The 24,777-nt window shown below is 65.6% G+C and carries 12 protein-coding genes, 1 tRNA gene and 1 pseudogene; 6 read left to right on the forward strand and 8 right to left on the reverse strand.

The window, feature by feature from the left end:
- Nucleotides 1-53: 53 nt before the first annotated feature.
- On the forward strand, nucleotides 54-1,025 hold the full coding sequence (locus ACQ4WL_RS05015) for a hypothetical protein (protein ID WP_436508492.1): 972 nt from the start codon (nucleotides 54-56) through the stop codon (nucleotides 1,023-1,025).
- A gap of 123 nt (nucleotides 1,026-1,148) precedes the next feature.
- On the opposite strand, the gene ACQ4WL_RS05020 is transcribed toward ACQ4WL_RS05015, so the two are convergent.
- The 6 genes from ACQ4WL_RS05020 to ACQ4WL_RS05045 all read right to left on the reverse strand — a co-directional run bounded on the left by ACQ4WL_RS05020 (nucleotide 1,149) and on the right by ACQ4WL_RS05045 (nucleotide 9,453).
- Complete coding sequence (locus ACQ4WL_RS05020) at nucleotides 1,149-1,889, reverse strand: tetratricopeptide repeat protein (RefSeq protein ID WP_436508494.1); 741 nt, start codon at nucleotides 1,887-1,889, stop codon at nucleotides 1,149-1,151.
- Between the two features lie 104 nt (nucleotides 1,890-1,993).
- Nucleotides 1,994-3,391 (reverse strand): efflux transporter outer membrane subunit, encoded by a 1,398-nt coding sequence (locus tag ACQ4WL_RS05025; protein ID WP_436508495.1) that lies wholly within the window; start codon nucleotides 3,389-3,391, stop codon nucleotides 1,994-1,996.
- Nucleotides 3,388-4,557 (reverse strand): HlyD family secretion protein, encoded by a 1,170-nt coding sequence (locus ACQ4WL_RS05030; protein ID WP_436508496.1) that lies wholly within the window; start codon nucleotides 4,555-4,557, stop codon nucleotides 3,388-3,390. The genes ACQ4WL_RS05025 and ACQ4WL_RS05030 overlap by 4 nt, the downstream gene beginning before the upstream one ends.
- On the reverse strand, nucleotides 4,544-6,238 hold the full coding sequence (locus ACQ4WL_RS05035) for an MFS transporter (RefSeq protein WP_436508497.1): 1,695 nt from the start codon (nucleotides 6,236-6,238) through the stop codon (nucleotides 4,544-4,546). Before ACQ4WL_RS05035 ends, ACQ4WL_RS05030 begins: the two co-directional genes overlap by 14 nt.
- A 207-nt stretch (nucleotides 6,239-6,445) precedes the next feature.
- Entirely contained in the window at nucleotides 6,446-8,857 is a 2,412-nt protein-coding gene (locus tag ACQ4WL_RS05040; protein WP_436508498.1) for a catalase, read from the reverse strand.
- Nucleotides 8,858-9,099: 242 nt separating this feature from the next.
- Nucleotides 9,100-9,453, reverse strand: a complete 354-nt coding sequence (locus tag ACQ4WL_RS05045; protein ID WP_436508499.1) for an ElaB/YgaM/YqjD family protein — start codon at nucleotides 9,451-9,453, stop codon at nucleotides 9,100-9,102.
- Between the two features lie 415 nt (nucleotides 9,454-9,868).
- Here ACQ4WL_RS05045 and ACQ4WL_RS05050 point away from each other — a divergent pair, with 415 nt between their 5' ends.
- The 5 genes and pseudogenes from ACQ4WL_RS05050 to ACQ4WL_RS05070 form a co-directional block, all read left to right on the forward strand.
- Nucleotides 9,869-11,269 (forward strand): aminotransferase-like domain-containing protein, encoded by a 1,401-nt coding sequence (locus ACQ4WL_RS05050; protein WP_436508500.1) that lies wholly within the window; start codon nucleotides 9,869-9,871, stop codon nucleotides 11,267-11,269.
- Nucleotides 11,270-11,885: 616 nt separating this feature from the next.
- Nucleotides 11,886-12,086: a hypothetical protein gene (locus ACQ4WL_RS05055; protein ID WP_436509115.1), complete on the forward strand. Its 201-nt coding sequence runs from the start codon at nucleotides 11,886-11,888 to the stop codon at nucleotides 12,084-12,086.
- A gap of 22 nt (nucleotides 12,087-12,108) precedes the next feature.
- On the forward strand, nucleotides 12,109-19,755 hold the full coding sequence (locus tag ACQ4WL_RS05060; RefSeq protein ID WP_436509091.1) for a cadherin-like beta sandwich domain-containing protein: 7,647 nt from the start codon (nucleotides 12,109-12,111) through the stop codon (nucleotides 19,753-19,755).
- The gene (locus ACQ4WL_RS05065) at nucleotides 19,745-23,005 is read left to right on the forward strand and encodes a hypothetical protein (protein WP_436508501.1); all 3,261 of its coding nucleotides are present in this window, start codon (nucleotides 19,745-19,747) and stop codon (nucleotides 23,003-23,005) included. Before ACQ4WL_RS05060 ends, ACQ4WL_RS05065 begins: the two co-directional genes overlap by 11 nt.
- 66 nt (nucleotides 23,006-23,071) lie before the next feature.
- Nucleotides 23,072-23,261: pseudogene (locus ACQ4WL_RS05070) on the forward strand (IS3 family transposase); the annotation flags it as partial.
- A gap of 250 nt (nucleotides 23,262-23,511) precedes the next feature.
- Here ACQ4WL_RS05070 and ACQ4WL_RS05075 read toward each other — a convergent pair.
- Both ACQ4WL_RS05075 and ACQ4WL_RS05080 read right to left on the reverse strand, forming a co-directional pair.
- A tRNA-Thr gene (locus tag ACQ4WL_RS05075) sits at nucleotides 23,512-23,587 on the reverse strand.
- A gap of 116 nt (nucleotides 23,588-23,703) precedes the next feature.
- Entirely contained in the window at nucleotides 23,704-24,705 is a 1,002-nt protein-coding gene (locus ACQ4WL_RS05080; protein ID WP_436508502.1) for a class 1 fructose-bisphosphatase, read from the reverse strand.
- Nucleotides 24,706-24,777: the final 72 nt, after the last annotated feature.

Here is a 24,777-nt window from a genome sequence, read left to right on the forward strand (position 1 = left end):
CCATCTATCTGGCATACTGCGCCCATTCTCCATGAACGCAATCTGCCCTGCCTATGAATTACCGCACCCCGCTCGTCCTGCTACTGGTATCCGCACTGCTCGGCGCCTGCTCGGACAAGACCACCCCCGCCAGCGCCGAGCTGGCAGCTGACGTGGTAACCGATATCCCCGCCGCCGCTGCCGATGCGGCATCGGCCGAGCACGTGCCGCCGCCGGCCGCCACCGCACCCAGGACGGAAGAGATGAACACGCCCCAGGCGCGCAAGCGCGAGGCGGGCATGATGCGTGCCGTCTTCGGCAAGGACTACCGCGGCGACAGCGACGATGCGCTGGCCGACCTGCCCGATCCGGACAACCATGTCGACAAACTCAGTTATGTCGTCAGTGCCGTCAGCCACAGGCTGCTGCCCGATGGCCGCGCTATCCTGGTGGCGAATGCGGAAACGGCCAACACGGAAGGCACGGCAGAATCAGCGCACGCCTCGTCGGGGCTGTTGAACGTCTTTTTCCTGGCACCCAAGGGTCAGCCGGAAGACGGCCAGTGGCAAGTCGTGAAACGGCTGGAAAACATCGCCGCTCTGGGATCATCGGGGCAACTTGGTGAAGTTCACTGGGTCATGCTGGGTGCGAACAAGCCGGGACTGGCGATCCGCCACGGCTATACGGGCCAGGGTTACACCATCACGCAACTGGCCCTGTTTGAAATCGGCGACGGCAAGGTGACCGCGCTCGATGGCGGCATGGACCTGTACTCGGACAATATGGGCGCCTGCACGCCAGACATGGACGAGTGCTGGATGGTCGATGGCAAGTGGCGCTTCGCACCCGCGCGCAACGGCGGCGCCTACGACGACTTGTTGCTCGACTTCACGGGCGCATCCGAAAAGATCAAGCCCGGCGCCACGGTCAAGCCGGACCAAGACCCGCCGCGCATCGCCACGCCCTTGAATGGTCACGCGCGCTACGCTTTCGATGGCAAGGGGTACAAACTGGTTGAAGGCAAAAATACGGTGCCTGGCGTGTAAACACCTGCTCAACCCTACTGCGCGTCGCGATTTGCGGTTTCCGATGCTCACTGTGCATTCGCACAGCTCCGCTTCTCGACCGCAACTCCCATCCGCTCGCTACGGTTTTACCAGGTGTTTCTACTATTTGCGCGCCGTCTCCAGGCGCGCCAGCAGTGGCGCATACATAGCCCGCGTATGGCTGCTCCAGCGGGCCATGGCGCTGTCGATATCGAGCAGCAGGCGTTCCGACAACACCTTGTCGCCCTGCTGCAGCGCCCAGATCGCGCACTCGGCGCGGCACTCGAAACTGTTGTAGCGCGTCAGTGCATTGTCGAACTCCGCCTTCGCTTCTTGCTGTCGCCCGCTTTGCGCCAGCGCGCGCGCCGTCAGCAGGGACACCATCTCGGGGCGGAAATGCATATCCGTGCGGCGGATGAATTCCAGGTGCGTCAAGGCCTCGGCGCCACGCGCGCATTCCAGGTAGGCGCGTGCCGCGCCCAGGCGAATTTCCAGATCCGATGAAAACGCTCCCTGCAGGCAGGCTTCATACGTCGATGCCGCTTCCTGCGCATCGCCCGCTTCGAGCAGCGCGCTGGCCAGGCGCATCTGGTTCTGCGCCGTCGGCGTGTACTCGAAGGCGGCCTTCGCCTCGCGCAACTCCCGGTTCGGGTCGAGCACCTGAACGGCCACCGAAGCGACCTTGCGCGCACCTTGCGGCAGGCGCGAATTGGGCAGGTAGATGGCGAAGAAATACACCACGCTGCCCAGCAGCGGGAACATGAATAAAATGAGCAGCCAGTACAGCTGCTGCCCGTTGCGCACCACGTGAATCGCAAAAAATACCGCGATCAGGATGTGGATGCCTATGCCAAAAATCGTCATGTTACAACCTCGTTCGTGACGGGAGCCGCTGGCACCATGCCGCAGCTTTCCCTGGCCAGAATATTACACCGGCTGCGGCAAACGATCGCGCCGGGCACGCGCACCTATTGCGTCTTGCCCGACCAGCCACCGCCCATGGCCCGGTACAAGTCGACCGAGGCGACGAGGATGCGTGTCTTCAGCTGCAGCAGCCCCACGTCGGCGCTGTACAGGGTACGCTGGGCGTCGAGTTCTTCCAGGTACGAAGCGTAGCCATTGCGGTAGCGGTTGTGCGCGATGCGCAAGGTGTCCGCCGCCGTAGCGCGGCGCGCATCGTTTTCCACGGCTTGCTGCTTGAGCCGGTAGATGGCGCCCAGGCTGTTCTCCGTTTCGGCGAAGGCGTTCCTCACCACGTTTTCATACGCGTACGCCATCTGGTCGCGCTGCGCGCCAGCCGCATCCGTCTGCGTCTGCACCCTGCCGCCATCGAACAGGGGGCCGGCCGCCAGCGCCGTCAGGCGCCACAGGGCGGTGGGTGCATGCAGGAAATCGGTCAAGGTCGTCGCTTGCCCGCCGCCGACGGCCGTCAGCTTGAACGAGGGCAGCAGCTGGTCACGCGTGGCGGCCAGGCTGGCGTTGGCGGCCGCCAGGTTGTGTTCCGCGCGCGCGATGTCGGGCCGCCGGCGCAGCAATTCGGACGGCAGGCCGGCAGGCACAGCCGGCGCCGCCAGCTCGGCCAGGGGCAAGCCGCGCGCGATGGCGCCGGGACTGCCGCCGACGAGGATGGCCAGCGCGTTTTCCTGCTCAAAAATCTGCCGCTGCAGCTGCGGCACCTGCTCGGCCGCCGCATGGTATTCCGATTGCGCCTGCAGCCACTCCAGGCGCGAACTGTAGCCCACCTCGAACTGCTTGCGCGCCAGCTCGCGCGACTGTTCGCGCAGCTGCAGGGTCGATTGCGTCAGCGCCAGCTGCGCGTCGAGTCCACGCAGGTTCAGGTAGGCCGTGGCCACGCTGGCGGCGATCGACAGGGCCGCCGCATCGAGGCTGGCCTGCTCGGCGCGGTAGCTCTCGCCGGCCGCGTCGCTCAGATTGCCCAGCCGGCCCCACACATCGATTTCATAGCTGGCCTGCAGTTCGGCCTGGAAGACATTAGTCACATACGGCTTGCCGCTCGACGCCAGGGTGCGCGTACGCGTCGGCGAGCCGTCGAACGCCAGGTTGGGCGCGCGGTTCGCATCGGCCTGCGCCAGACGGGCGCGGTATTCCTGCACCCGAGCGCGCGCCACGCGCAAGTCGCCATTGCGCGCCAGCGCTGCACCCACCAGATCACTTAGCACGGGGTCGCCGAAAGCTTGCCACCACAGCTGTTCCACCTGTGTGCCATGCGCGGACACTGCGCCGCCCTCGCCTGGCGCGCGCCAGCCGGACGGCAGTTGCAGGGCCGAGACGGGCTGCGGTGGCGCGTTGGCGGCGCAGCCGGCCAGCGCCAGCACGCCGGCCATCAGCCATACACGGCGCTTCATGGCTTGCCCTTCTTTGGCGCAGGCGGGGGCGCCGGATTCTCCGCCGAGTCGTTCAATACGGCGGACGTGTCGACGCTGACCACCACCGACATGCCCGGCACGAGGCGGCGCGCATTCGCCTGCCCCGCATCGATGCGGATGCGCACGGGAATGCGCTGGGCAATTTTGAGGTAGTTGCCCGTCGCATTATCGGCCGGCAGCACGGAAAATTCGGAACCGGTGGCCGGCGAAATGCGCTCCACCTGGCCCGTCAGCACGGCGCCGTCGAGCGCGTCGACATGGAAGGTGGCGCTCTGCCCCTCCTGCACGCCGTTCATTTGCGTTTCCTTGAAATTGGCGATCACCCACATCTGGCGCGGCACCAGCGCCATCAGCTGCGCACCTGAATTCACGTACGCGCCCTGACGCACCGTCACTTGGCCCAATTGCCCATCGGATGGCGCCACGATGCGCGTATTATCGAGGTCGATCTTCGCCGCCTTGACGGCCGCCTGCGCATTCGCCACGGCCGCCGCCAAAGCCTGCTTGTTGACCACCACCGATTGCACGCTTTGCTGGGCGATGTCGAGATTGGCGCGCGCCTGCGCCAGCGCCGCGGCCATCTGCGCCTGCGTGGCGCGCGACTGGTCGTGTTCGCGCTGCGACAGCGAGCCGTCAGCCACCAGCTGCTCCACGCGATTGAGGTCGGCGCTGGCCTTGCGCGCCTGCGCTTCCGCGTTGGCCAGGGCCGCCTCGCTGACGGAAATGCCCGCCTGCGCGCTGGCCTTCTGCTGCGCCCAGTTCAACAGCGCCGCCTGCTGCGCCGCCAGCTGCGCCTGCGCCTGCTCGTAGCGCTGCTGGTAGATGCGGTCATCGATGCGCACCAGCAGCTGGCCTTCCTTCACATCCATGAAATCCTGCACCGTCACTTCCACCACATAGCCGGACAGCTGCGTGCCGATGATCGTCACCTGCCCGCGGACGGTGGCGTTTTCCGTCGTCACGATGGGGCTGGTGAACGGCGGCAAACGCCACGCGTACAACACGATCAGCACGCCCACCAGGGCCACGGCAGCAAAGGCCAGCGCGGACAGCCACTGGTGGCGCCGGTCCGGCTGTGCCATGGAAGGGGCGGCGGGTGCGGGTGCGGTGGGAGATACTGGCGGCGTGCTGTTATTTTCTGTCATTGCTCGGTTCCGAATTGGTAATGGGGACGATGGCCATGGCCGTCTGCGCATCGCGCACGGGGCCGGCCAGGCGGCGCGCGCCGGTGGTGATGCGGGTCCAGGACTGGCTGAGCAGCATCCACAGTAAAGTAGCGAGGGCGACGCCGGCGATCATCAAAAAAACATCGTTGTAGGCGAGGACATTGGCTTCGCGCGTGGCGATGGCGCCCAGGCGCGCCACGCCCTGGGCGCTGCGCAAGGTGGGGTCCATCAGCACGCCGCCGTAGCTTGCCGCACCGGACTGCACGCGCGCGGCCACCTGCGGGTCGAGCATGGTCAGGTGCTCGACCAGATAGCTGGAGTGGTATTTTTCGCGCGCCGTCTGGATGGTGCCGACGATGGCCGAACCGAGCAAGCCGCCCAGGTTCTGGGTCATGGTAAACATCACGGAAAAACTCACCAGATTGCGCGGTTCGGCGATCACGGCACCCATGCCGGCCACCATGGTGGGACCGAGGAAATACGTGCCACCAAAGGCCAGCAGGAACTGGCTGACATACATGTTGACGGGGCGCGTCTGGCTGGTGGCGTGCGCGTCGATGAGCGCCCCGGCGGCGATCAGCAGCAGCGCGAACATCAGCGAGCGGTTCAGCGTCTTCGGATTGATCGTCAGCGCGCTGACCACCAGGCCCGCCACGCTGCCCAGGAGGACCACGATGAACAGGTTCTGCATCTGGTCCGTGTTCAAGCCCAGCGCCTGCAAAAAGCCGACCGCCCCCGTCGATTCGGACAACACGATGCGAAACAGCAGCACCGATAAAAACAGCTTGGCGATCTTGCCCGTCGTGAGCCAGCGTGTATTGAGTAGCGGGCGCGCGCGGTTATGCTCGATGGCCAGCGAGGCGGCGATCAGCACGATGGAGCACGCCAGGCATACGCCCACCCACTCGGATTCCATCCACCACGCCGTGCGCCCCTGCGCCAGCACGGCGCACAGCAGGGCCACGCCGGGCGCGAACAGGATGAAGGTGAGGAAATCGAGCGGCTCGAAGGTTTGCACGCGGTCTCCGGGCGGCAGTTTCAGGGCCAGCACGCAGCCCAGCGCCAGCAAGGCCAGTCCCAGTTCGAACAGGTACAGGCCATGCCATTCGCCGATCTGCAGCAGTTCGGAGGTGAAGATGCGCGCCAAGGGCAGCGCCAGCTGGGCAAAGCCCAGGCCCAGCACCACGCCTTTCAGGCGGTGCCGCGCGGGAAACGCCTGCAAGGTGTAGTACAGGCCCAGCACCCCCAGCGCGCCGCCCACCATGCCATGCGCGGCACGCACGGCGATCGCCGACGGCAAGGTATTGGCATACAAGTGGGCGAACGTCACCAGTGCGTACAGCACCAGGAACGCTTCCGTAAACAGGCGCAGGCCGAACTGCTGGCGGAACTTCACCAGCAGCAAATTCATGGAGACGATGGTCATCACATAGGCGGCCGGCAGCCACTGCATCTGGTAGGCATAGGCGGCCAGCGAACCTTGCAGATTCAGCAAATTGGCCGTCACCAGGCCGTTGCCCAGTCCCCCCGTCAGCGCGACGATCAGGCCGACGATGAAATACGCGACACGCTTGGGCGTCGAATGTTCGGGCATCGAGGGCGACCCGGGCAAGGTCGGGCGTTCGCCCGGCCCCCAGGTGCGAGGTGTGTACTTGTCCATGCGGTAATCGCGATCCGGTTTGCTGAAGCCGTTCTTTGCTGGTGTTATATAAATAGTTGCAAATGAACAGTTCTAGTCAGCAGCATATCACCGCAGGACGTTTTCATTGTTTACATTGTTGCATGGCGTTGCGCATGCGGCGCAAACAGGGTAGGCAACGGGACCGGCAGGGGCCGGCCGATCCCGCCCCTGCGCTGATGCAGCCACTTACACCCGCGGCGGGTCCGTTTCGCGCGCGAACGCCCGGTGCGCCGCCAGCGCCTTCTTGAAGGCGGCCACGGCTTTCACCACGTCGCCGGACGGTGCGACGATGATGGCAGGATCAGGCTTGCCATCGGGCAGGGCCGCTGGCACGCCTGCCTTGTCCAGCAAGCCCTTGCCTGCGCCGATAGCCAGCATCGGCTTGCAGTGGCGGTATTGCAAGCGCAGGAAGTCGAGCGCGTTGGCGTCGTCGCCCAACTGCTGCACGGCGCCCTGGCCGTCGGCAAGCACGACGGCGTCGAACAACACGGACGGTCCCGCTTCGAGCGAGATTTCCACGTCGAGCGGCGCACCGCCGCTGGTGTCGACCCGGCCCAGTTGGCTGCCCACCAGGCGCGGCACGGCGCCGTCGGCCAGCAGCGCAGCATAGATATTGCGCACCTGAGCGCCATCGCTGCCCGGCCCCACCAGGATGGCCACGCGCAGTGTATGGATGCCCGTCTTGCCGGGCCGGAAAAAGAGCGACAGCGCCGGCGACGGCGCATACGCGGGCAGCGGCTGCAGGGAGGCGCGCGGCATGACGGGAGGCAGCGCCAGGCCCAGCGCATCGGCCAGACGCTGCGCCAGGGTCTCGTCGACGTTGCGCAGCATGGCGACGATGCGCTGGCGGATCACCACCGTCTGCACCTTGCTCAGCTCAAAGCGGAAGGCATGCACGATGTGGTCTTGTTCGACCGGCGTCTGGCTGATCCAGAACAAACGCGCCTGGCCATAGTGCTCGGCGAATTTCTCGGGTTTGCCGCGCACCTTGTCGCCTTCGGCGGACGCGGGGAAACTGTTGAAACCCTTCGCGCCCGCCTGGAAGGGGCAGCCGCCCGCCAGCGAATTGGGTTCGTAAGCGACCCGGCCACGGTTGATGGCCTGGCGATGGATGCCGTCGCGCTGGTTGTTGTGCAGCGGCGCCAGCGGCGCATTGATGGGGATTTCATGGAAGTTCGCGCCACCCAGGCGCGTGATCTGCGTGTCGACGTACGAGTGGATGCGGCCCTGCAGCAGCGGATCGTTGGAAAAATCGATGCCGGGCACAATGTGCGCCGTGCAAAAGGCCACCTGCTCCGTCTCGGCAAAAAAATTGTCCGGGTTGCGGTTCAAGACCATTTTTCCGACGGGGACAAGCGGCACCAGCTCTTCGGGAATCAGCTTGGTCGGATCGAGCACGTCGAAGGGAAACGCTTCGGCCTGCGCTTCCGTGAACACCTGGAAGGCCAGCTCGTATTCGGGATACGCGCCGCATTCGATGGCTTCCCACAGGTCGCGCCGGTGGAAATCGGAATCAGCGCCGCTGATCTTGACGGCTTCATCCCACACGAGCGAGTGCGTGCCGGCCATGGGCGACCAGTGGAATTTGCAGAAGACGGACTGGCCCTTGGCATTCACGAGGCGGAAGGTGTGCACGCCGAAGCCCTGCATCATCCGATAACTGCGCGGGATGGCGCGGTCGGACATGGCCCACATCAGCATGTGCGTGATTTCCGGCGACAGTGAGGCGAAATCCCAGAAAGTGTCGTGCGCGCTGGCCGCCTGCGGCATGCCATTGTGCGGCTCGGGCTTGACGGCGTGCACCAGGTCGGGGAATTTCATCGCATCCTGGATAAAAAAGACGGGGATGTTATTGCCCACCAAATCCCAGTTGCCTTCGTCCGTATAAAACTTCACGGCGAAGCCGCGCACATCGCGCGCCGTATCGGTCGAACCGCGTTCACCGGCCACCGTGGAAAAGCGCACGAAGACGGGCGTGCGCTTGCCCGCCTTGGCGAACAGCGCGGCGCGCGTATGCTTGCTTTGCTCCTTGTAGCATTCGAAGTAACCATGGGCGGCCGAACCGCGCGCATGCACGACGCGCTCGGGGATGCGCTCGTGGTCGAAATGCGTGAGCTTCTCACGCAGGATAAAATCTTCCATCAGGGTGGGACCGCGCAAGCCCGCCTTCAGCGAATTCTGGTTGTCGCCCACGGGCACGCCCTGGTTCGTCGTCAGCACGCAGCCGCTGTCATCGGACCTGGCGCGGTCCAGCGGGGCATTCGCGGCACTCTCGCCCAGCGCGGGCTGGCCATCGCCGGTCTTCGGTGACGCTGTCGTTTCACCCGCGGTGCTGGCCGTGGCCAGCGGTTCGCCCGCTGCCACATGCACGCCTTCGGCCGGCGTGCGCGACGCCTCGCCATATTGGCCCTCCTCCTTGGGATTGACGGCCATGGCGGCGGCCAGCTGCTGGCTGCCGGCTGTTTTTTGCAGCAGCGCGCGGGTCATGTCATTGTCCGCGCCCAGGCTGTACGGCGCCTTGCTGTCGGATGGGCCGGACATGCTGCTCAGGACGGAACCCGCACCGTCCGTGGACGGTGTTTTCTTGTTGCTAGCCATTACATCTCCTGTGAGTAGTTTGCCCCGGGAAGTAACGCTACAACTCCCTCATTCAGCGCACGAACAGGGCAATCAAAATAATGATGGGAATAGGTATGCCAATCAACCACAGCAAAACGGAGCGCATCATCGCGCTCCTTTACTGCTTGCTACTACCATGTGCGCCTGGGCGCTGGCCCGCCCCGCCATGACGGCAAAGGGAACAGCGCCCACGACAACTACCATGCCGGACTGCGTAACACTTATTTACGCGAACCCAGCAGTTTGGACAGGCCATAACCGGCCGCTGCAGCAATCAGCAGGGAGACGGCAGGACGCTCGCGCACATAGCCGCGCCCCGTCTCGCCGGCGCGCTGGCAGGCGGCACCCAATTGCTTGCCGCGCGCCATCAGGCGTTCGGAGGCTTTGCTGACGGTGTCGCTGACCTGCTCGATGCGCTCGCCCACCTGGTCCACGCCGTCGTGGGCGCGCGTGGCCACCTTGTCGGCCAGGGGCTGGGCCTGGCTTGCCACCTTGTCGATGGTGCGGTGCAAATCCTGGCGGGTATCCTGGGTGTTACCGTTCAGGTCGGAGCTGGTTTTTTCAATCGCGTTCATGATGGTTTCCTTTAAAGGTGAATAAATCCAACCATGCTCGATGCCGTGACCGAATCATGATTTTCCTCGCTTCGGGGAAAAAGAAGCGGCTAAACGCTGCCGGGCTGAGCCATATCAAATACGGGATCAGCAGCAAGCTGTTGACACCACCTTAACCGCGCCTGCCGTGCGCCACTGTGCGCTGCCACACCTTGTGACCCAGACTTAAATGCCTGCCGGAAATAACAATCCCCGCTGGCCTGGTGAGGCGGGCGGGGATCGAGCGAGTGCATGGCATGCCAGATCAACACCGCCAGAATCGCCACGACGGCGCAGGAAATTCTGAAGATAGAGACTGTTCCACACACAAATGTATGGATTTTCGCCAGGACTTTCCCCATAATAACGGGAAGAAATATCCATACATCTAGATAATATGTCCCAGTCAAAATCCATACAAGAAGAAAGCCAGGCCAGCGCGTGGATCACGCCCTTCGTGCAATACGGCGGCCCGCGCTACCTGCAGGTCGCCGACATGCTCGAGCGCGCGCTGTCCGACGGCAGCCTGCGCCCGGGCGACCGCCTGCCGCCGCAGCGCCGCCTGGCCGCCTTGCTCCAGGTCGACCTGACGACGGTGACGCGCGCCTACGACGAGGCCAAGCGCAGGAATCTGCTGGAAGGGCAAGGTGCGCGCGGCACCTACGTGGCCGCGCCGAAGGTGGAATTGACGCAGATGCTGGACCTGAGCATGAACATCCCGCCGCCGCCCGCAGGCGTGAATTTCGACGACCTGCTGAAACAGGGCGTGGCACAGGTGCTGATGCGCACGGACAGCGATCTGTTGATGAGTTATCACCTGAGTGGCGGCGGCAAGGCTGACCGCGCGGCGGGGGCCGTCTGGCTGGCGCCCATGTTCGACCACGTCGATGCGGCGCACGTGGTGGCCTGCCCCGGCGCACAGGCGGCGCTGGCGGCGCTGATATTGACCTTGAGCCGGCCCGGCGATACCATCTTGACGGAGCCAGCCGTATATCCGGGCTTGCGCTTGGCGGCGGGACAACTCAATCGCAAGGCCATCATCGTGGAAACGGATGCGGACGGCATGCTGCCCGAAGCGCTGGAAAAAGCCAGCCGCAAGCACCATGCGCGCCTCGTCTACCTGAATCCCACCCTGCAAAACCCCACCGCACACACCATGCCGGTCGCGCGGCGCCTGGCCATCACGGAGGTAGCCATACGCTGCGGCATGCATATCATCGAGGACGACCCGTACTGGCTGCTGGCCTCCGACGCGCCGCCGCCGCTGGCCCATTACGCGCCGGGCAACGTGTCGTATATCGCCACACTGTCGAAATGCCTGGCGCCGGGCTTGCGCATGGCCTACGCGCTGGTTCCCGACGCGCAGTTGCGCGAGCGCTTCGTGCAAGCCCTGCGCTCGTTTTCCCTGATGGCCACGCCGCTGACGACGGCGCTGGCGACGCAATGGATACACGACGGCTCCGCGCACGCACTGCTGGCGGGCGTGCGCAGCGAAGCCAATGCGCGCCAGGACGTCATCCGCACCATCCTGACGGGCACCAGCCACCCGCGCAGCGACGGCATCCATGTCTGGTTTTCACTGCCCAGCTACTGGAGCTCGCGCGAACTGGCCGCCACCGCCCGCGCCCAGGGTGTGGCCGTCACGGCCTCGGACGCCTTCCACGCCAGCAAACCACCGAACGCCATCCGCATCTCCTTGGGCAGCATCCGCGACCGCGCGCGCCTGGCCAACGCCTTGAAAAAGCTGTCGCTGCTGCTGGCGCACAAGCCGGTGGTACACCAGGAGTTCGTCATTTAGGCGGTAGATGAGCGCGTCGGCGCAGGCTGTCGGGAAACAACGCTTCAGGCGAAAAAAACCACCGTTTGTGCGGTAATGCCGTTCAGTTAAGCAGATTTTCGTAGCACGCGCGTGCAATAGCGTGGTGGTTTTGCCTTGACGGCCCGGTCGACTTTTCGATCGGGCCGTTCCTCATTCAGAAGGCTAAGCAGCCTTTCACGCAGATGTTTCATCGAGGCGGGCAATTTTCCGCAGGACCTGGTGACGGTGCCGGACTGTCTTTGCAGCTTGCGCAGCGCTACCGCAGATTGGAAACGCTAGGCCTGGGCCGCTCGACAACGGTCATTTTGTGGCATTTCGACAACAATGAGCAAACTGCATGGCAATCCGCCATAAATAACTATGAGAAATTAAAATTTCTTCACATAATTAGCTTTCCGGCAACAATAAGTTTTTTCCCAGTATTCCTGCGGGATGCGCAATATCCAATTCGCATGTGTAGTGTTTCAAAAATGATAAGAAAATGGACCCGCCGGTGCCGTCATGAATGCCCGCCGCATCTTATTCACCAGCATCCCGAACACCAAAGGCCTGACGCCGCCTGCCCTGCTGCGGGCGGGCAGGCAGGCAGGCAGGCATGTTAGACAATGAAAGACGAAAAAATGACCAAGTTTGTCGTATCAACATTCCCCGCTACACCGATGTGGTGGCGTCTCTTCCTGATGGCATGCCTTTGCGCCAATCTTCTTTTTCCCGCGCCCGCCTGGTCGTCTGGCGCGCCGCCAACCGCAGCCACATCAATCCAAACGGGAAAACAAATCCTGTTTGTCGAAGATAATGTCGCCGATTATCGGGAACTCATCGGCAGCGGCCCCGATCACATGGACGTGGTGGTGCTCGACGGCGAGCGCGACGGCTTGCGCCAGATCGCTCAGGCGCTGGAAACCCGGCGCGACATCGCCGGCCTGCACCTCATTTCGCACGGCGGACCGGGCAGCTTGCAGCTCGGCTCGCTGCAACTGGGCCGCCTGCAATTGAATGAGCGCAGCGCCGACCTCGGTATCATCCGCGCCGCCCTGCGCCGTGACGCCGACATCCTGCTGTACGGCTGCAACGTGGCCGAAGGCAAAGCGGGCCGGGACTTCATTGGCGCGCTGGCCGGACGCACCGGCGCCCGCGTGGCCGCCTCGAACAACCTGACCGGCGCCGCCGCCCAGGGCGGCGACTGGCTGCTGGAGGCGCGCACCGCTCCCCTGCGCAGCACCGCGCTGGCCTTCCCCGCCTACCGCCACGTCCTGCCGTCGGTCGCCGGCACGATGACCATCCCCTTCGGCCAAGCCGACGAATCCTTCTCGACCCCCTCGATCGTCGACGGGCAGGCCGGCACGGGATCGATGGATATTCCCAACGTCGTCTACGAATTCTATTTCGAGGACACGGCCAATATCCGCGCCGGCGTGGTCAGGAATCTCGACCTGACGGGTGGGACCGGCTCAATGTTTCTCTTTTACAACCCCGCCACCACGAGCTACGACGCGGTCGCTTCCCTGATCGTCAAAGCCCAGTCGAACCGGAGCTTCGGCCTGTCGAGCTTTCGCATCCAGGATATGGAATTCAACAACTCCGTCTATACCCTCACCGGCTACCGCAACGGCGCGCTGACAGTGGCCGGATGGCCCTTCACCACGGGCGGCAGCACCAACCCGGTCACGATTTTGCCGCCGCCCCAGTTCAGCAATGTCGATGAGCTGCGCATCACCAGCAACGGCGGCAACAGCGGCATGGGCTCCAAGCTGTTCCATGAAGGCTTCAACAGCTTCGTGTTCACCGAACCGACCGCGAATGCCGCCCTGTCCGGCCTGAGTGCCACGGCCGGCGCGCTCAGTCCCGCGTTCGCCACCGCCACCACCGCCTACACTATCGCCGTGCCCAATGCAACGGCCAGCACCACCATCACGCCCACCGTCGACACCCCGGGCACGACCGTCACCGTCAACGGCGTAAGCGTCGCCAGCGGCGCCGCCTCCGGCAGCATCGCCCTGAACGTGGGCGCCAACACCATCACCACCGTCGTCACGGCCCTCGACGGCAGCACCACCAAGACCTACACCATCACCATCACGCGCGCGGCGCCGCTGTCGAGCAACGCCAACCTGAGCAACATGAGCATCTCGAGCGGCACCCTGAGCCCCGTGTTCGCCGCGGGCACCACCAGCTACACGGCCGGCGTGCCGTTTACCACCACCTCGATGACCCTCACCCCGACCGTGTCTGATGCCACCGCCAGCGTCACCGTCAACGGCGTGGCCGTCCCCAGCGGCAACGCCTCGGGCGCGATCCCCCTGGCCGTGGGCGCCAACACCATCACCACCATCGTCACGGCCCAGAACGCGTCTACCAAAACCTACACCACCACCGTCACGCGCGCCGCCGCTTCCGGCAACAATCAATTAAGCGCGCTGTCGCTGTCGAGCGGCACCCTGGCCCCCGTGTTCGCCTCCGGCACCACCGGCTACACGGCCAGCGTGAGCAACGCCACCACCTCGATCACCGTGACCCCGACCGTGCTCGATGCCACCGCCAGCGTCACCGTCAACGGCGTGGCCACCACCAGCGGCAACGCCTCGGGCGCGATCGCGCTGGCCGTCGGCAGCAACACCATCACCGTCACCGTCACCGCGCAGAACGGCACGCCGCTCAGCTACACGATCACCGTCACGCGCGCCGGCTCGGCCAACGCCAACCTGGCGGCGCTGTCGCTGTCGAGCGGCACCCTGAGTCCCGTGTTCGCCGCCGGCACTACCAGCTACACGGCCAGCGTGAGCAACGCCACCACCTCGCTCACCGTCACCCCGACCGTGGCCGACGCCACCGCCAGTGTCACCGTCAACGGCGTGGCCACCACCAGCGGCAACGCCTCAGGCGCGATCGCCCTGGCCGTGGGTTCCAACACTATCACCACCGTCGTCACGGCCCAGGACGGCACCACCACCAAGATCTATACTGTGACTGTCACCCGCGCCGCCTCGTCCAACAACAACCTGTCCGCCCTGAGCCTCTCCAGCGGCAGCCTCAGCCCGGCATTCGCGCAGGCCACCACCAGTTACACCACGTCGATTGCGGCCGCCACCAGCAGCGTCACCGTCACGCCGACCGTGGCCGCCGGCACCGCCAGCGTCACCGTCAACGGGGTAGCCGTCACCAGCGGGGCCGCCTCGGGCGCCATTGCGATGAATCCGGGCAGTAACACCGTCACCGTCGTCGTCACCGCCCAGAACGGCGCGACCAAGAGCTATACCGTAACCATAACCCGCGCCCTGCCGTCAAACGACGCCGACCTGTCCGCGCTGTCGCTCTCGAGCGGCACCCTGAGCCCGGCCTTCGCCGCCGGCACCACCGGCTACACCGCCAGCGTGAGCAACGCCACCACCTCGCTCACCGTTACCCCGACCGTGGCCGATCCAACCGCCAGCATCACCGTCAACGGCGTGGCCACCACCAGCGGCAACGCCTCGGGGGCAATCGCCCTGAACGTGGGCGCCAACACCGTCACCACCGTCGTCACGGCCCAGGACGGCACCACCAAGACCTATACCGTGACCGTGACCCGCGCCGCCTCGTCCAACAACAACCTGTCCGCCCTGAGCCTCTCCAGCGGCAGCCTGAGCCCGGTGTTCGCGTCGGGCACGACCAGCTATGCCGCCTCCATCGCGACCGGCGTGGCCAGCATCACCGTCACCCCCACCGTGGCCGCCGGCACCGCCAGCATCACCGTCAACGGGGTGGCCGTCAGCAGCGGGGGCGCTTCGGGCGCCATTGCGATGAATCCGGGCAGTAACACCGTCACCGTCGTCGTCACCGCCCAGAACGGTGCGACCAAGAGCTATACCGTGACCATCACCCGCGCCCTGCCGTCAAACAACAACGACCTGTCGGCGCTGTCGCTCTCGAGCGGCACCCTTGCCCCCGTGTTCGCCGCCGGCACCACCAGCTACACCGCCAGCGTAAGCAACGTCACCACCTCGCTCACCGTCACCCCGACCGTGGCCGACGCCACCGCCAGCATCACCGTCAACGGCGTGGCCGTGGCCAGCGGCAACGCCTCCGGCGCGATCGCCCTGAACGTGGGCGCCAACACCGTCACCACCGTCGTCACGGCCCAGGACGGCACCACCAGGACCACCACCGTGACCGTGACCCGCGCCGCCTCGGGCGACGCCAACCTGGCTGCCCTCGGCTTGTCCGGCGGCAGTCTGAGCCCCGCGTTCGCGCCGTCCACTACCAGTTACACCATGTCGATCACGGCCGCCACCAGCAGCGTCACCGTCACGCCGACCGTGAACGAAGCGAACGCCACGATCACGGTCAACGGCGTGGCCGTGGCCAGCGGCAACGCCTCCGGCGCGATCGCCATGAACACCGGTTCGAACACCGTCACGGTCGTGGTCACCGCGCAGAACAGCAGCACCAAGACCACCACGGTCACCGTGACGCGCGCGGTCTCGACCAACAACGATCTGTCCGCCCTGGCGCTGTCGAGCGGCACCCTGAGCCCTACCTTCGCCGCCAGCACCACCAGCTACACGGCCAGCGTGCCCAACGCCACCGCCTCGCTCACCGTCACCCCGACCGTGACCGACGCCAGCGCCTCCGTCACCGTCAACGGCATCACGGTCACCAGCGGTGCGGCCTCGGGGGCAATCGCCCTGAACGTGGGCGCCAACACCATCACCACCATCGTCACGGCCCAGGACGGCACCACCAGGACCACCACGGTCACCGTGACGCGCGCGGTCTCGACCAACAACAACCTGTCCGCGCTGGCACTGTCGAGCGGCACCCTGAGTCCGGCCTTCGCCGCCGGCACCACCGGCTACACGGCCAGCGTGAGCAACGCGACCGCCTCGCTCACCGTCACCCCGACCGTGGCCGACGCCAGCGCCTCCGTCAGCGTCAACGGCGTGGCCGCCACCAGCGGCAACGCCTCGGGTGCGATCGCCCTGAACGTGGGCGCCAACACCGTCACCACCATCGTCACGGCCCAGGACGGCACCACCACCAAAACCTATACCGTAACCGTCACCCGCGCCGCCTCGGGCGACGCCAACCTGGCTGCCCTCGGCTTGTCCAGCGGCACCCTGAGCCCGGCCTTCGCCGTCGGCACCACCAACTACACGGCCAGCGTGAGCAACGCGACCGCCTCGCTCACCGTCACCCCGACCGTGGCCGACGCCAGCGCCTCCGTCACCGTCAACGGCGTCACGGTCACCAGCGGTGCGGCCTCGGGGGCAATCGCCCTGAACGTGGGCGCCAACACCATCACCACCATCGTCACGGCCCAGGACGGCACCACCAGGACCACCACGGTCACCGTGACGCGCGCGGTCTCGACCAACAACAACCTGTCCGCGCTGGCACTGTCGAGCGGCACCCTGAGTCCGGCCTTCGCCACCGGCACCACCGGCTACACGGCCAGCGTGAGCAACGCGACCGCCTCGCTCACCGTCACCCCGACCGTGGCCGATCCAACCGCGACCGTCAGCGTCAACGGCGTGGCCATCACCAGCGGCAACGCCTCGGGTGCAATCGCCCTGAACGTGGGCGCGAACACCGTCACGATCATGGTCACCGCGCAGAACAGCACGACCAAGACCACCACGATCACCGTGACGCGCGCGGCCTCGGCCAACGCGACCCTGAACGCCCTGGCCCCCTCGGTCGGCAGCCTGAGCCCGGCGTTCGCCAGCGCCACCACGGCCTATGCGATCAACCTGCCCAACAGCGCCACCGCGCTGAGCCTGACCCCGACCGTGGCCGACAGCACAGCCACGGTCACCGTCAACGGCGCGCCCGTCGCCAGCGCCAGCGCCTCGGCGCCGGTCGCACTGGCCGTGGGCGACAACACCGTGACCATCGTGGTCACGGCACAGAATGGCACCGCCGTCACCACCACCGTCAAGATCACCCGCGCGGCGCCGGCCACGGCCTCCCTGGCCGGCCTGGTCTACACCGACAACAACCACGACGGCGTACGCGACAGTGGCGAAACCGGCCTGGCCGGGGTCACCGTCAAGCTGGACGGCACCGACCTGGACGGCGCGACGGTGGCCCTGAGCGCCGTGACCGGTGCCGACGGCGGCTTCGCTTTCGACACCATCAAGGGCGGCACTTACGCCCTGACCGAACTGCAGCCATCCGCCAAGCGCGACGGCAAGGAAACGGCCGGCAACCTCGGCGGCACCGTCGACAACAGCGGCTTCGATGACAGCGCCGCGCGCAACCAGATCAGCAACATCGTGATCGCCCCCGGCCAGGCCGGCAGCGGTTACTTGTTCGGCGAACAGGCCAGCGGCACCCTGCAAGGCTTCGTGTATGTCGATACCAACGACAACGGCATCAAGGATGCGGGAGAAACGCCCCTGTCGGGCGTACGCATCACTTTGTCCGGCAGCGCCACCGGCGTGGCCACCAGCGGCGCCGACGGCAGCTTCAGCTTTCCCGCCATCGCCGCCGGCAGCTATTCGCTCAGCCGCAACGTGGCCGACCTCGATGGCGCCCAGTACACCGACGGACGCGAACGCGCCGGCGCGGCGGGTGGCAAAGTCAACGACACCGGCTTCGGCACCCTGCCTTTTCAGACCAGCATTAGCGCGATCGACGTCGATGGCGCCAAGCTGGCCGCTTCGGGCGGCAAGCTGGACGGCTATCTGTTCGGCCTGCGCAAGCGCGCCGCCATCGGCATCAAGCTGCCGATCGTCAGCGGCGCGGTGCAACTGAGCAGCAAACCGACGCCGGGACACAGCGGCGGCGCGCTGGTGGCCGGCTGGAATGTGACCTTGTCGCAAAACGACAAGCAAATATGCGGCGTGAGCAGCGATGCGCAGGGCCAGTATCAGTTCAACAATCTGGTATGCCCCGGCTACGAACAGAGCGGCTTGCCGACCGGCAGCGGCTTTAGCATCCGGTTCAACAAAGCCGGCAGCAACCTGGGCGGCAAGCCGGATTCGGGCGGCGAGGCCGGCCTGGAGTCGCCGCGCGCGATTCGCAACCTGAGCCTGTCGGCCAGCGACGAGATCAGCCAGCAAAACCTGCCGCTCGACCCGGCCGGCATCGTGTATGACTCCGTCTCGCGCCAGCCGCTGGCCGGCGTCACGGTCACCATCGACGGGCCGCCCGGCTTCGATCCTGCCACCCACCTGGTCGGCGGTGCGGCCATCCAGAACCAGCTGACCGGCACCGACGGCGCCTACCAGTACCTGCTGCAGAATGGTTTTCCGAGTGGCGTCTACACGCTGGCCGTGCTCACGGCACCAACCGGCTACGGCACCGTCTCGGCCCTGCTGCCACCCTGCGCCGGCACGCTGAACGTGGGCGCGGTGCCCGATCCGGCGTTTATCCAGTCCAGCGACGTGGCTCCGGGCACCGGCGTGGCGCGCCATAATCCGGCCGCCTGCGCCGGCCTGGTTCAGGGCGGCTCCGCCAGCACCCAGTACTATCTAAAGCTGTACATCACCAACGGGGTGTCGGCGCCGATCTTGAACGACCACATTCCGCTGGACGCGGCCGTGGCCGCGGGCCTGTCGCTGAGCAAGATCGGCGACCGCCAGAGCGTCGAACTGGGTGACACGGTGCGCTATACCATCGTGCTGCGCCAAAGCGCCGCTTCCACCATCGGCCAGGCCAGCGTGCGCGACGTGCTGCCGTCCGGCTTCCGCTTCATTCCGGGCAGTGTCACGCTGAACGGCGCGCGCGCCGCGGATCCGGTGGTGGGGCCCGGCGCTGTACTCGGCTTCCAACTGGGCGGCGCGACAGCCGGCCGCGAACTGGTGCTGGGCTACCGCGTGCGGGTCGGCGTCGGCAGCATGCAGGGCGACGGCGTCAACCGCGCCCGCGCATATGTCTGCAACAGCCCCGACGGCTGCCTCGACGCGACCACGCTGGCGCCGCGCGCCGGCGCCACCACCTCCAACGAAGCGAGCTTCAAGGTGCAGGTCAATGGCGGCGTGTTTACCAACGAGGCCTGCGTGGCCGGCAAGGTCTTCAGCGATTGCAACCGCAACGGCGTGCAGGACGCTGGCGAAGCGGGCATCCCGGCGGTGCGCCTGTACCTCGAGGACGGCACCAATATCACCACCGACGCCGACGGCAAGTACAGTTACTGCGGCCTGAGCCCGACCACGCACGTGATCAAGGTCGACCCCGTCACCCTGCCGGCCGGCAGCGTGCTGGGCGAAACCAGCAACCGCAACCTGAGCGATCCGGACAGCCTGCTGCTGGACGTGCGCAATGGCGAGCTGATTCGCGCGGACTTCGCCGAAACCGCGTGCGCCGCGCCCGTGCTCGAACGCATCAGGCTACCCCGCTCGCCCCAATCGGGGCAAGCCCCGCCGTCCGTTGGCAGTCCCGGCGTCACATTCTCAAGCAAGGTGAAAAACAAAGTGAACAGCAATAGCGCGGGCAAGCCGCCAGTGACAGAGCCGGCACAAGGGGAACAACATGCGCAATAAATCCCTGCCTTCCCTGCCCACGGGTCCGCGCGCCCGCCTGCTGATGGGCGTACTGGCGATTGCGGCCGCCTATCCGCTGCATGCCCAGACGATGGTACCGCAGGCGGCACCAGCCCGGCCAGGCCAGATGACCTTACGCAGCGATCCGGCACTGGCCGACATCGTGGTCGAGACCGACACCAACATGCTGCCCGGCGACGGCCGTTCCCAGGTCGGCGTCACGGTGCACCTGCTCGACGCCAATGGCCAGCCGCTGCGCGGCACCACCTGGATCAGCGCCGACAGCAATGGCGGACGCATAGTCGATCCCCGCGCGGCCCCCGGCCTGCGCCTGGGCGCGCCGCTCGACCGCCTGCTGCGCGGTACCCGCATCCAAGTCGAAGACGGGATCGCACGCTTCATCGTGGTCGCGCCGCCACACGCACAAGACGTGACCCTGTCGGTCGCCAGCGGCGCGCTGCAAGCTCAGGGCCAGCTCAGCTTCGTGGCCGAACGCCGTCCCTTGTTCGTCGCCGGCGTGGCCGAGGGCGTGATCGGCCGCCGCCAGAGTTCTTCGGGCAGCCCGCAACGCTTCAACGATGGCTTCGAACAATCGCTGACCCACTGGAGCCGCCAGTTCAATGGCGGCAAGGACGATGTCGCGGCGCGCCTGGCCTTCTTCATGAAGGGCGACGTCGGCGCCGACAGCACCGTGACGGCCGCCTACGATTCCGAAAAGGCGAACAATAATCGCCTGCTGCGCGACCTCGATCCGAACCGTTTCTATCCCGTCTACGGCGACGAGGCGGTGACCGCCTTCGACGCGCGTTCCGCCGAGCGCCTGTACCTGCGCCTGGACCAGCGCAAGAACTACCTGCTGTACGGCGACTTCGCCACCGGCGCCGAATTCAGCCAATTGGCGGGCGGCGGCGCCGGCAGCGACGCTTCCCTGCACAAGCTGGGCCAGTACAACCGCACGGCCACCGGATTGCGCGGTCATTACGAAGAAGGCGCAATCAGCGGCAACGCCTTCGCCATCCACGACAGCCTCAGGCAAGTGACCGAGGAGTACCAGGCCAACGGCACCTCCGGCCCGTTCGCAGTGCGCAGCAACAGCGCGATCCAGAATTCGGACAAGGTCGAACTGCTGGTGCGCGACAAGAACCAGGCCAACCTGGTCAAGCAAGTGGTGGCGCTGCAGCGCTATGTCGACTATAGCTTCGAACCGTTCAGCGGGCGCATCCTGTTCAACCAGGCCATCGCCACGCTGACGCCGGACGGCGACCCGCAATCGATCCGCATCACGTACGAGGTGGACCAAGGCGGCGAAAAATTCTGGGTGGCCGGCGCCGATGCCAACGTGGCGCTGGGCGCGAACGTCAAAGTAGGCGCCTCCATCGTCGAGGACCGAAATCCCGACTCGCCCTACCAGTTGCAAAGCGTGGCCGGACAGATCCGCCTGGGCGCGGGCACCGAACTGGTGGCCGAAGTGGCGCGCAGCAATTCGACCACTTATACGCTAGGCCAGAGCGTGTCGGCTACCCCGACCCGCCAGGCCGGCGAGCAAATGGACGAGCGCGACGGCAACGCCGGCCGCATCGAACTGCGCCACCAGGACGAGCGGCTGGAAGCGCGCGCCTGGTGGCACCAGGCCGGGCGCAACTTCAACAATACGGCGGCCGGCCTGGGCGCCGGACAAAGCGACGCCGGCGCCAGCGCCAAGTGGCGCATGGACGGGCGCACCCGCCTATATGCGGAAGCGGTGCGCAGCGATAACGACTACGCCGACGCAGCCCGCCAGGGCCAGCGCGCGGGCGTGCTGTACGCGCTGAGCGAGCGCCTGAACCTCGACCTCTCGCTGCGCCATGTGCAGGAAAACGGCCAGTTGACGCCCAACGCCGGCATCGCGCCCAACACGGCGCCGCCGGGCGGCGCGCAAACCCCAAGCGGCGGTTTCTTCGGCAGCCTGGACGGGGCGGGACTCGATACCCTGAGCGGCCTGCCCCTGAACACCCAAGCCACCCAGGGCAGCGCGGCGCCCGCGCCCTACCGCGGGGTCGACGCCACCACCGCGCGGGTCGGCGTGCAATTCAAGGCCAGCGACAAGCTGACCGTCAGCGCCGACGCCGAGCACAGCGTCGACGGCGAACGGCAGCACCGCTACGGCGTCGGCGTGCAATACGCGACCGAGTCGAACGGCCGCCTGTACGCGCGCGCCGAAACCCAGAGCGGGCTGGCGTCGTCGTACTCGATCAACCCTGCCGAGCGCGGCACCAGCGTGGTGGCCGGGATCGACACTTCGTACATGGCGGGCGGCACCGTGTTCAGCGAATACCGGCTACGCGACAATGCCGGCGATGGCGCCGGCCCGGGCTTGGATGACGGGCGCAATGCGCAACTGGCTTCCGGCCTGCGCAATAGCTGGCAATTGCGCCCCGGCGTGAACGTCAGCACCGGCGCCGAATACGTCAAGGTAGTCAACGGCAGTGCGCAGGAGGCGGCGGCCCTGAGCGGCGCCATCGATTACCGCATCGATCCGCTGTGGAGTGCCTCCGCCAAGCTCGAATACCGCAAGCTGTTCGACCGCGCCGACCTGGCCGCCAACCAGGGCCAGGACCAATGGTTGAATACGCTGGCGCTGGCGCGCAAGATCAGCGACGACTGGACTCTGCTGGCGCGCAATTACCTGCTCTACCAGCGCAACCGCGCCGACGCCCTCGGCGCGCCGCTGGGGAATACCTTGCAAGACCGGGCGCAACTGGGATTTGCCTGGCGCCCGCGCGAGCGCAACGACGTCAACGCGCTGGCGCGCTACGAATACAAGACGGTGCGCGACCATGCGCGGCCCGACGGCGAGGATTACCGCGCCCACATCGTCTCGACCCATGTCGACTACCACCCGAGCCGGCCATGGTGGATCACGTCGCGCCTGGCGGGCAAGCTCAACACCGACCATACCCTGCCCGCCGGCGAGCAAAAGTACAGCGCTTGGCTGCTGGGCGGGCGCGCGGTGCTGGACGTGGCACCGAAATGGGACGTGGGGGTGCTGGCGTCGGTGCTGTACAGCCCGCAGGGCAAGAGCCGCCAGTACGCCTACGGCGCCGAGGTGGGTTACCAACTGGCGCGCAATCTGTACCTGTCGGTCGGGCATAACCTGTCCGGCTTCACCGACAAGGACCTGGCGAGCACCGATTACACGGCGCACGGCACGTTTGTGCGGCTGCGCTTCAAGTTCGACGAAAAGACGTTTAAATCGGGCGGGAGGATGTAATCAACGTTTCCCCATCCCTGCTTTGTCGCCATCCAGGCGCCGCATACAATAGTAGAAATGGCCATGATCAACCGCAAGCGCGTGCAGCGATTGATGCGTAGCATGGGGCTGGCGGGAATGGGTCCAGGGCCGGACATGAGCAAGGCGCATCCTGAGCAGAAGGTCTGGCCGTACCTTCTGCGGGAGCGTTTCCGTGGCGCGGCCGAATCAGGTGTGGAGCACGGACATAACGTATATCAGGCTGGCGCGCGGCTTCGCCTGACCGTTACAGTGGCGTGCGCGCACATACACAAGCTAATCATCGATCACCCGCCATTCGTGGATACTGATGCCAATACGCGCACGCAATGGAAGGCCGCCTCTTTTCCGCGAGCGTCGCGACTATGCGACTGTATCCCCCTCCACGCAAATCCTGCACAGGCCCTGCATGTAAGCGAGGTACAAGCCGGAAACGACAAAGGGCTACAAGCCGAAGCTTGTAACCCTTTGATTTTACTGCGAATACTTGGTGCCGTTGGCCGGAATCGAACTGGCGACCTTCACATTACGAATGTGCTGCTCTACCAACTGAGCTACAACGGCGAAGACCCACATTCTACAAACAATGCACAAAATTTGCTAGTGTCAACGCGAACTTTTTTGCATTTTTTTAGCGGCCCGGCTGCGGGCCGCTGAAAATCGCGGAAAAGTGCGGCTTTTTACTCCGCGTGGTAGGCCGTGACGCGGGCTACTTCGTCTTTCGAGCCAAGGAATACGGGCACGCGCTGGTGCAGCTTGTGCGGGGCGATGTCCATGATGCGTTGCTGGCCGTCGGTGGCGGCACCGCCGGCCTGCTCGACGATGAAAGCCATCGGGTTCGCTTCGTACATCAGTCGCAGCTTGCCCGGCATCGAGGTGTCGCGCAGGTCGGCAGGGTACATGAAGATGCCGCCGCGGTTCAGGATGCGGTGCACGTCGGCCACCATCGAAGCGATCCAGCGCATATTGAAGTTGGTGCCGCGCGGGCCCGTGTCGCCGGCCAGCAGTTCGTCGACATAGCGTTTCACGGGCGGATGCCAGTGGCGCGCGTTCGACATGTTGATGGCGAACTCCTTCGTCGTTGCCGGAATCTGTATATTGCTTTGCGTGAGGACCCACGAACCCATTTCCCGGTCCAGGGTAAAGCAGTTCACGCCATTGCCGAAGGTCAGCACCAGCATGGTTTGCGGGCCGTACACGGCGTAGCCGGCGGCGACCTGCTTGGTGCCGGCCTGCATGAAGTCCTGCTCGGTCGGCTGCCCCATGCCTTCCGGCGCTTTCAGCACCGAGAAGATGGTGCCGATCGAGACGTTGACGTCGATGTTCGACGAGCCATCGAGTGGGTCGAACAGCAGCATGTATTCGCCCTTCGGATAGCGATTCGGGATCGGGTGGATCGATTCCATTTCTTCCGACGCCATGGCCGCCAGGTGGCCGCCCCATTCATTCGCTTCGAGCAGGATCTCGTTGGAGATGATGTCGAGCTTTTTCTGCACTTCGCCCTGCACGTTTTCCGTGTCTGCCGTGCCCAGCACTTCACCGAGGGCGCCCTTGCCGACAGCATGGCTGATGGTTTTGCACGCGCGCGCGACGACTTCGATCAGCAGGCGCAGTTCGGCCGGAATGCTGTTGTTCGAGCGCTGCTCTTCAACCAGGTATTGCGTAAGACTGATGCGTTTCATGAATTCCCTTTGTTGGTTATGTCGTTATTTTAAATGTCGCGTGCGGTGATTGTCGGCTTACGCGCCGTTGGC

It is taken from the genome of Janthinobacterium kochi (genome assembly GCF_051380715.1).
GTDB lineage: Bacteria > Pseudomonadota > Gammaproteobacteria > Burkholderiales > Burkholderiaceae_D > Janthinobacterium.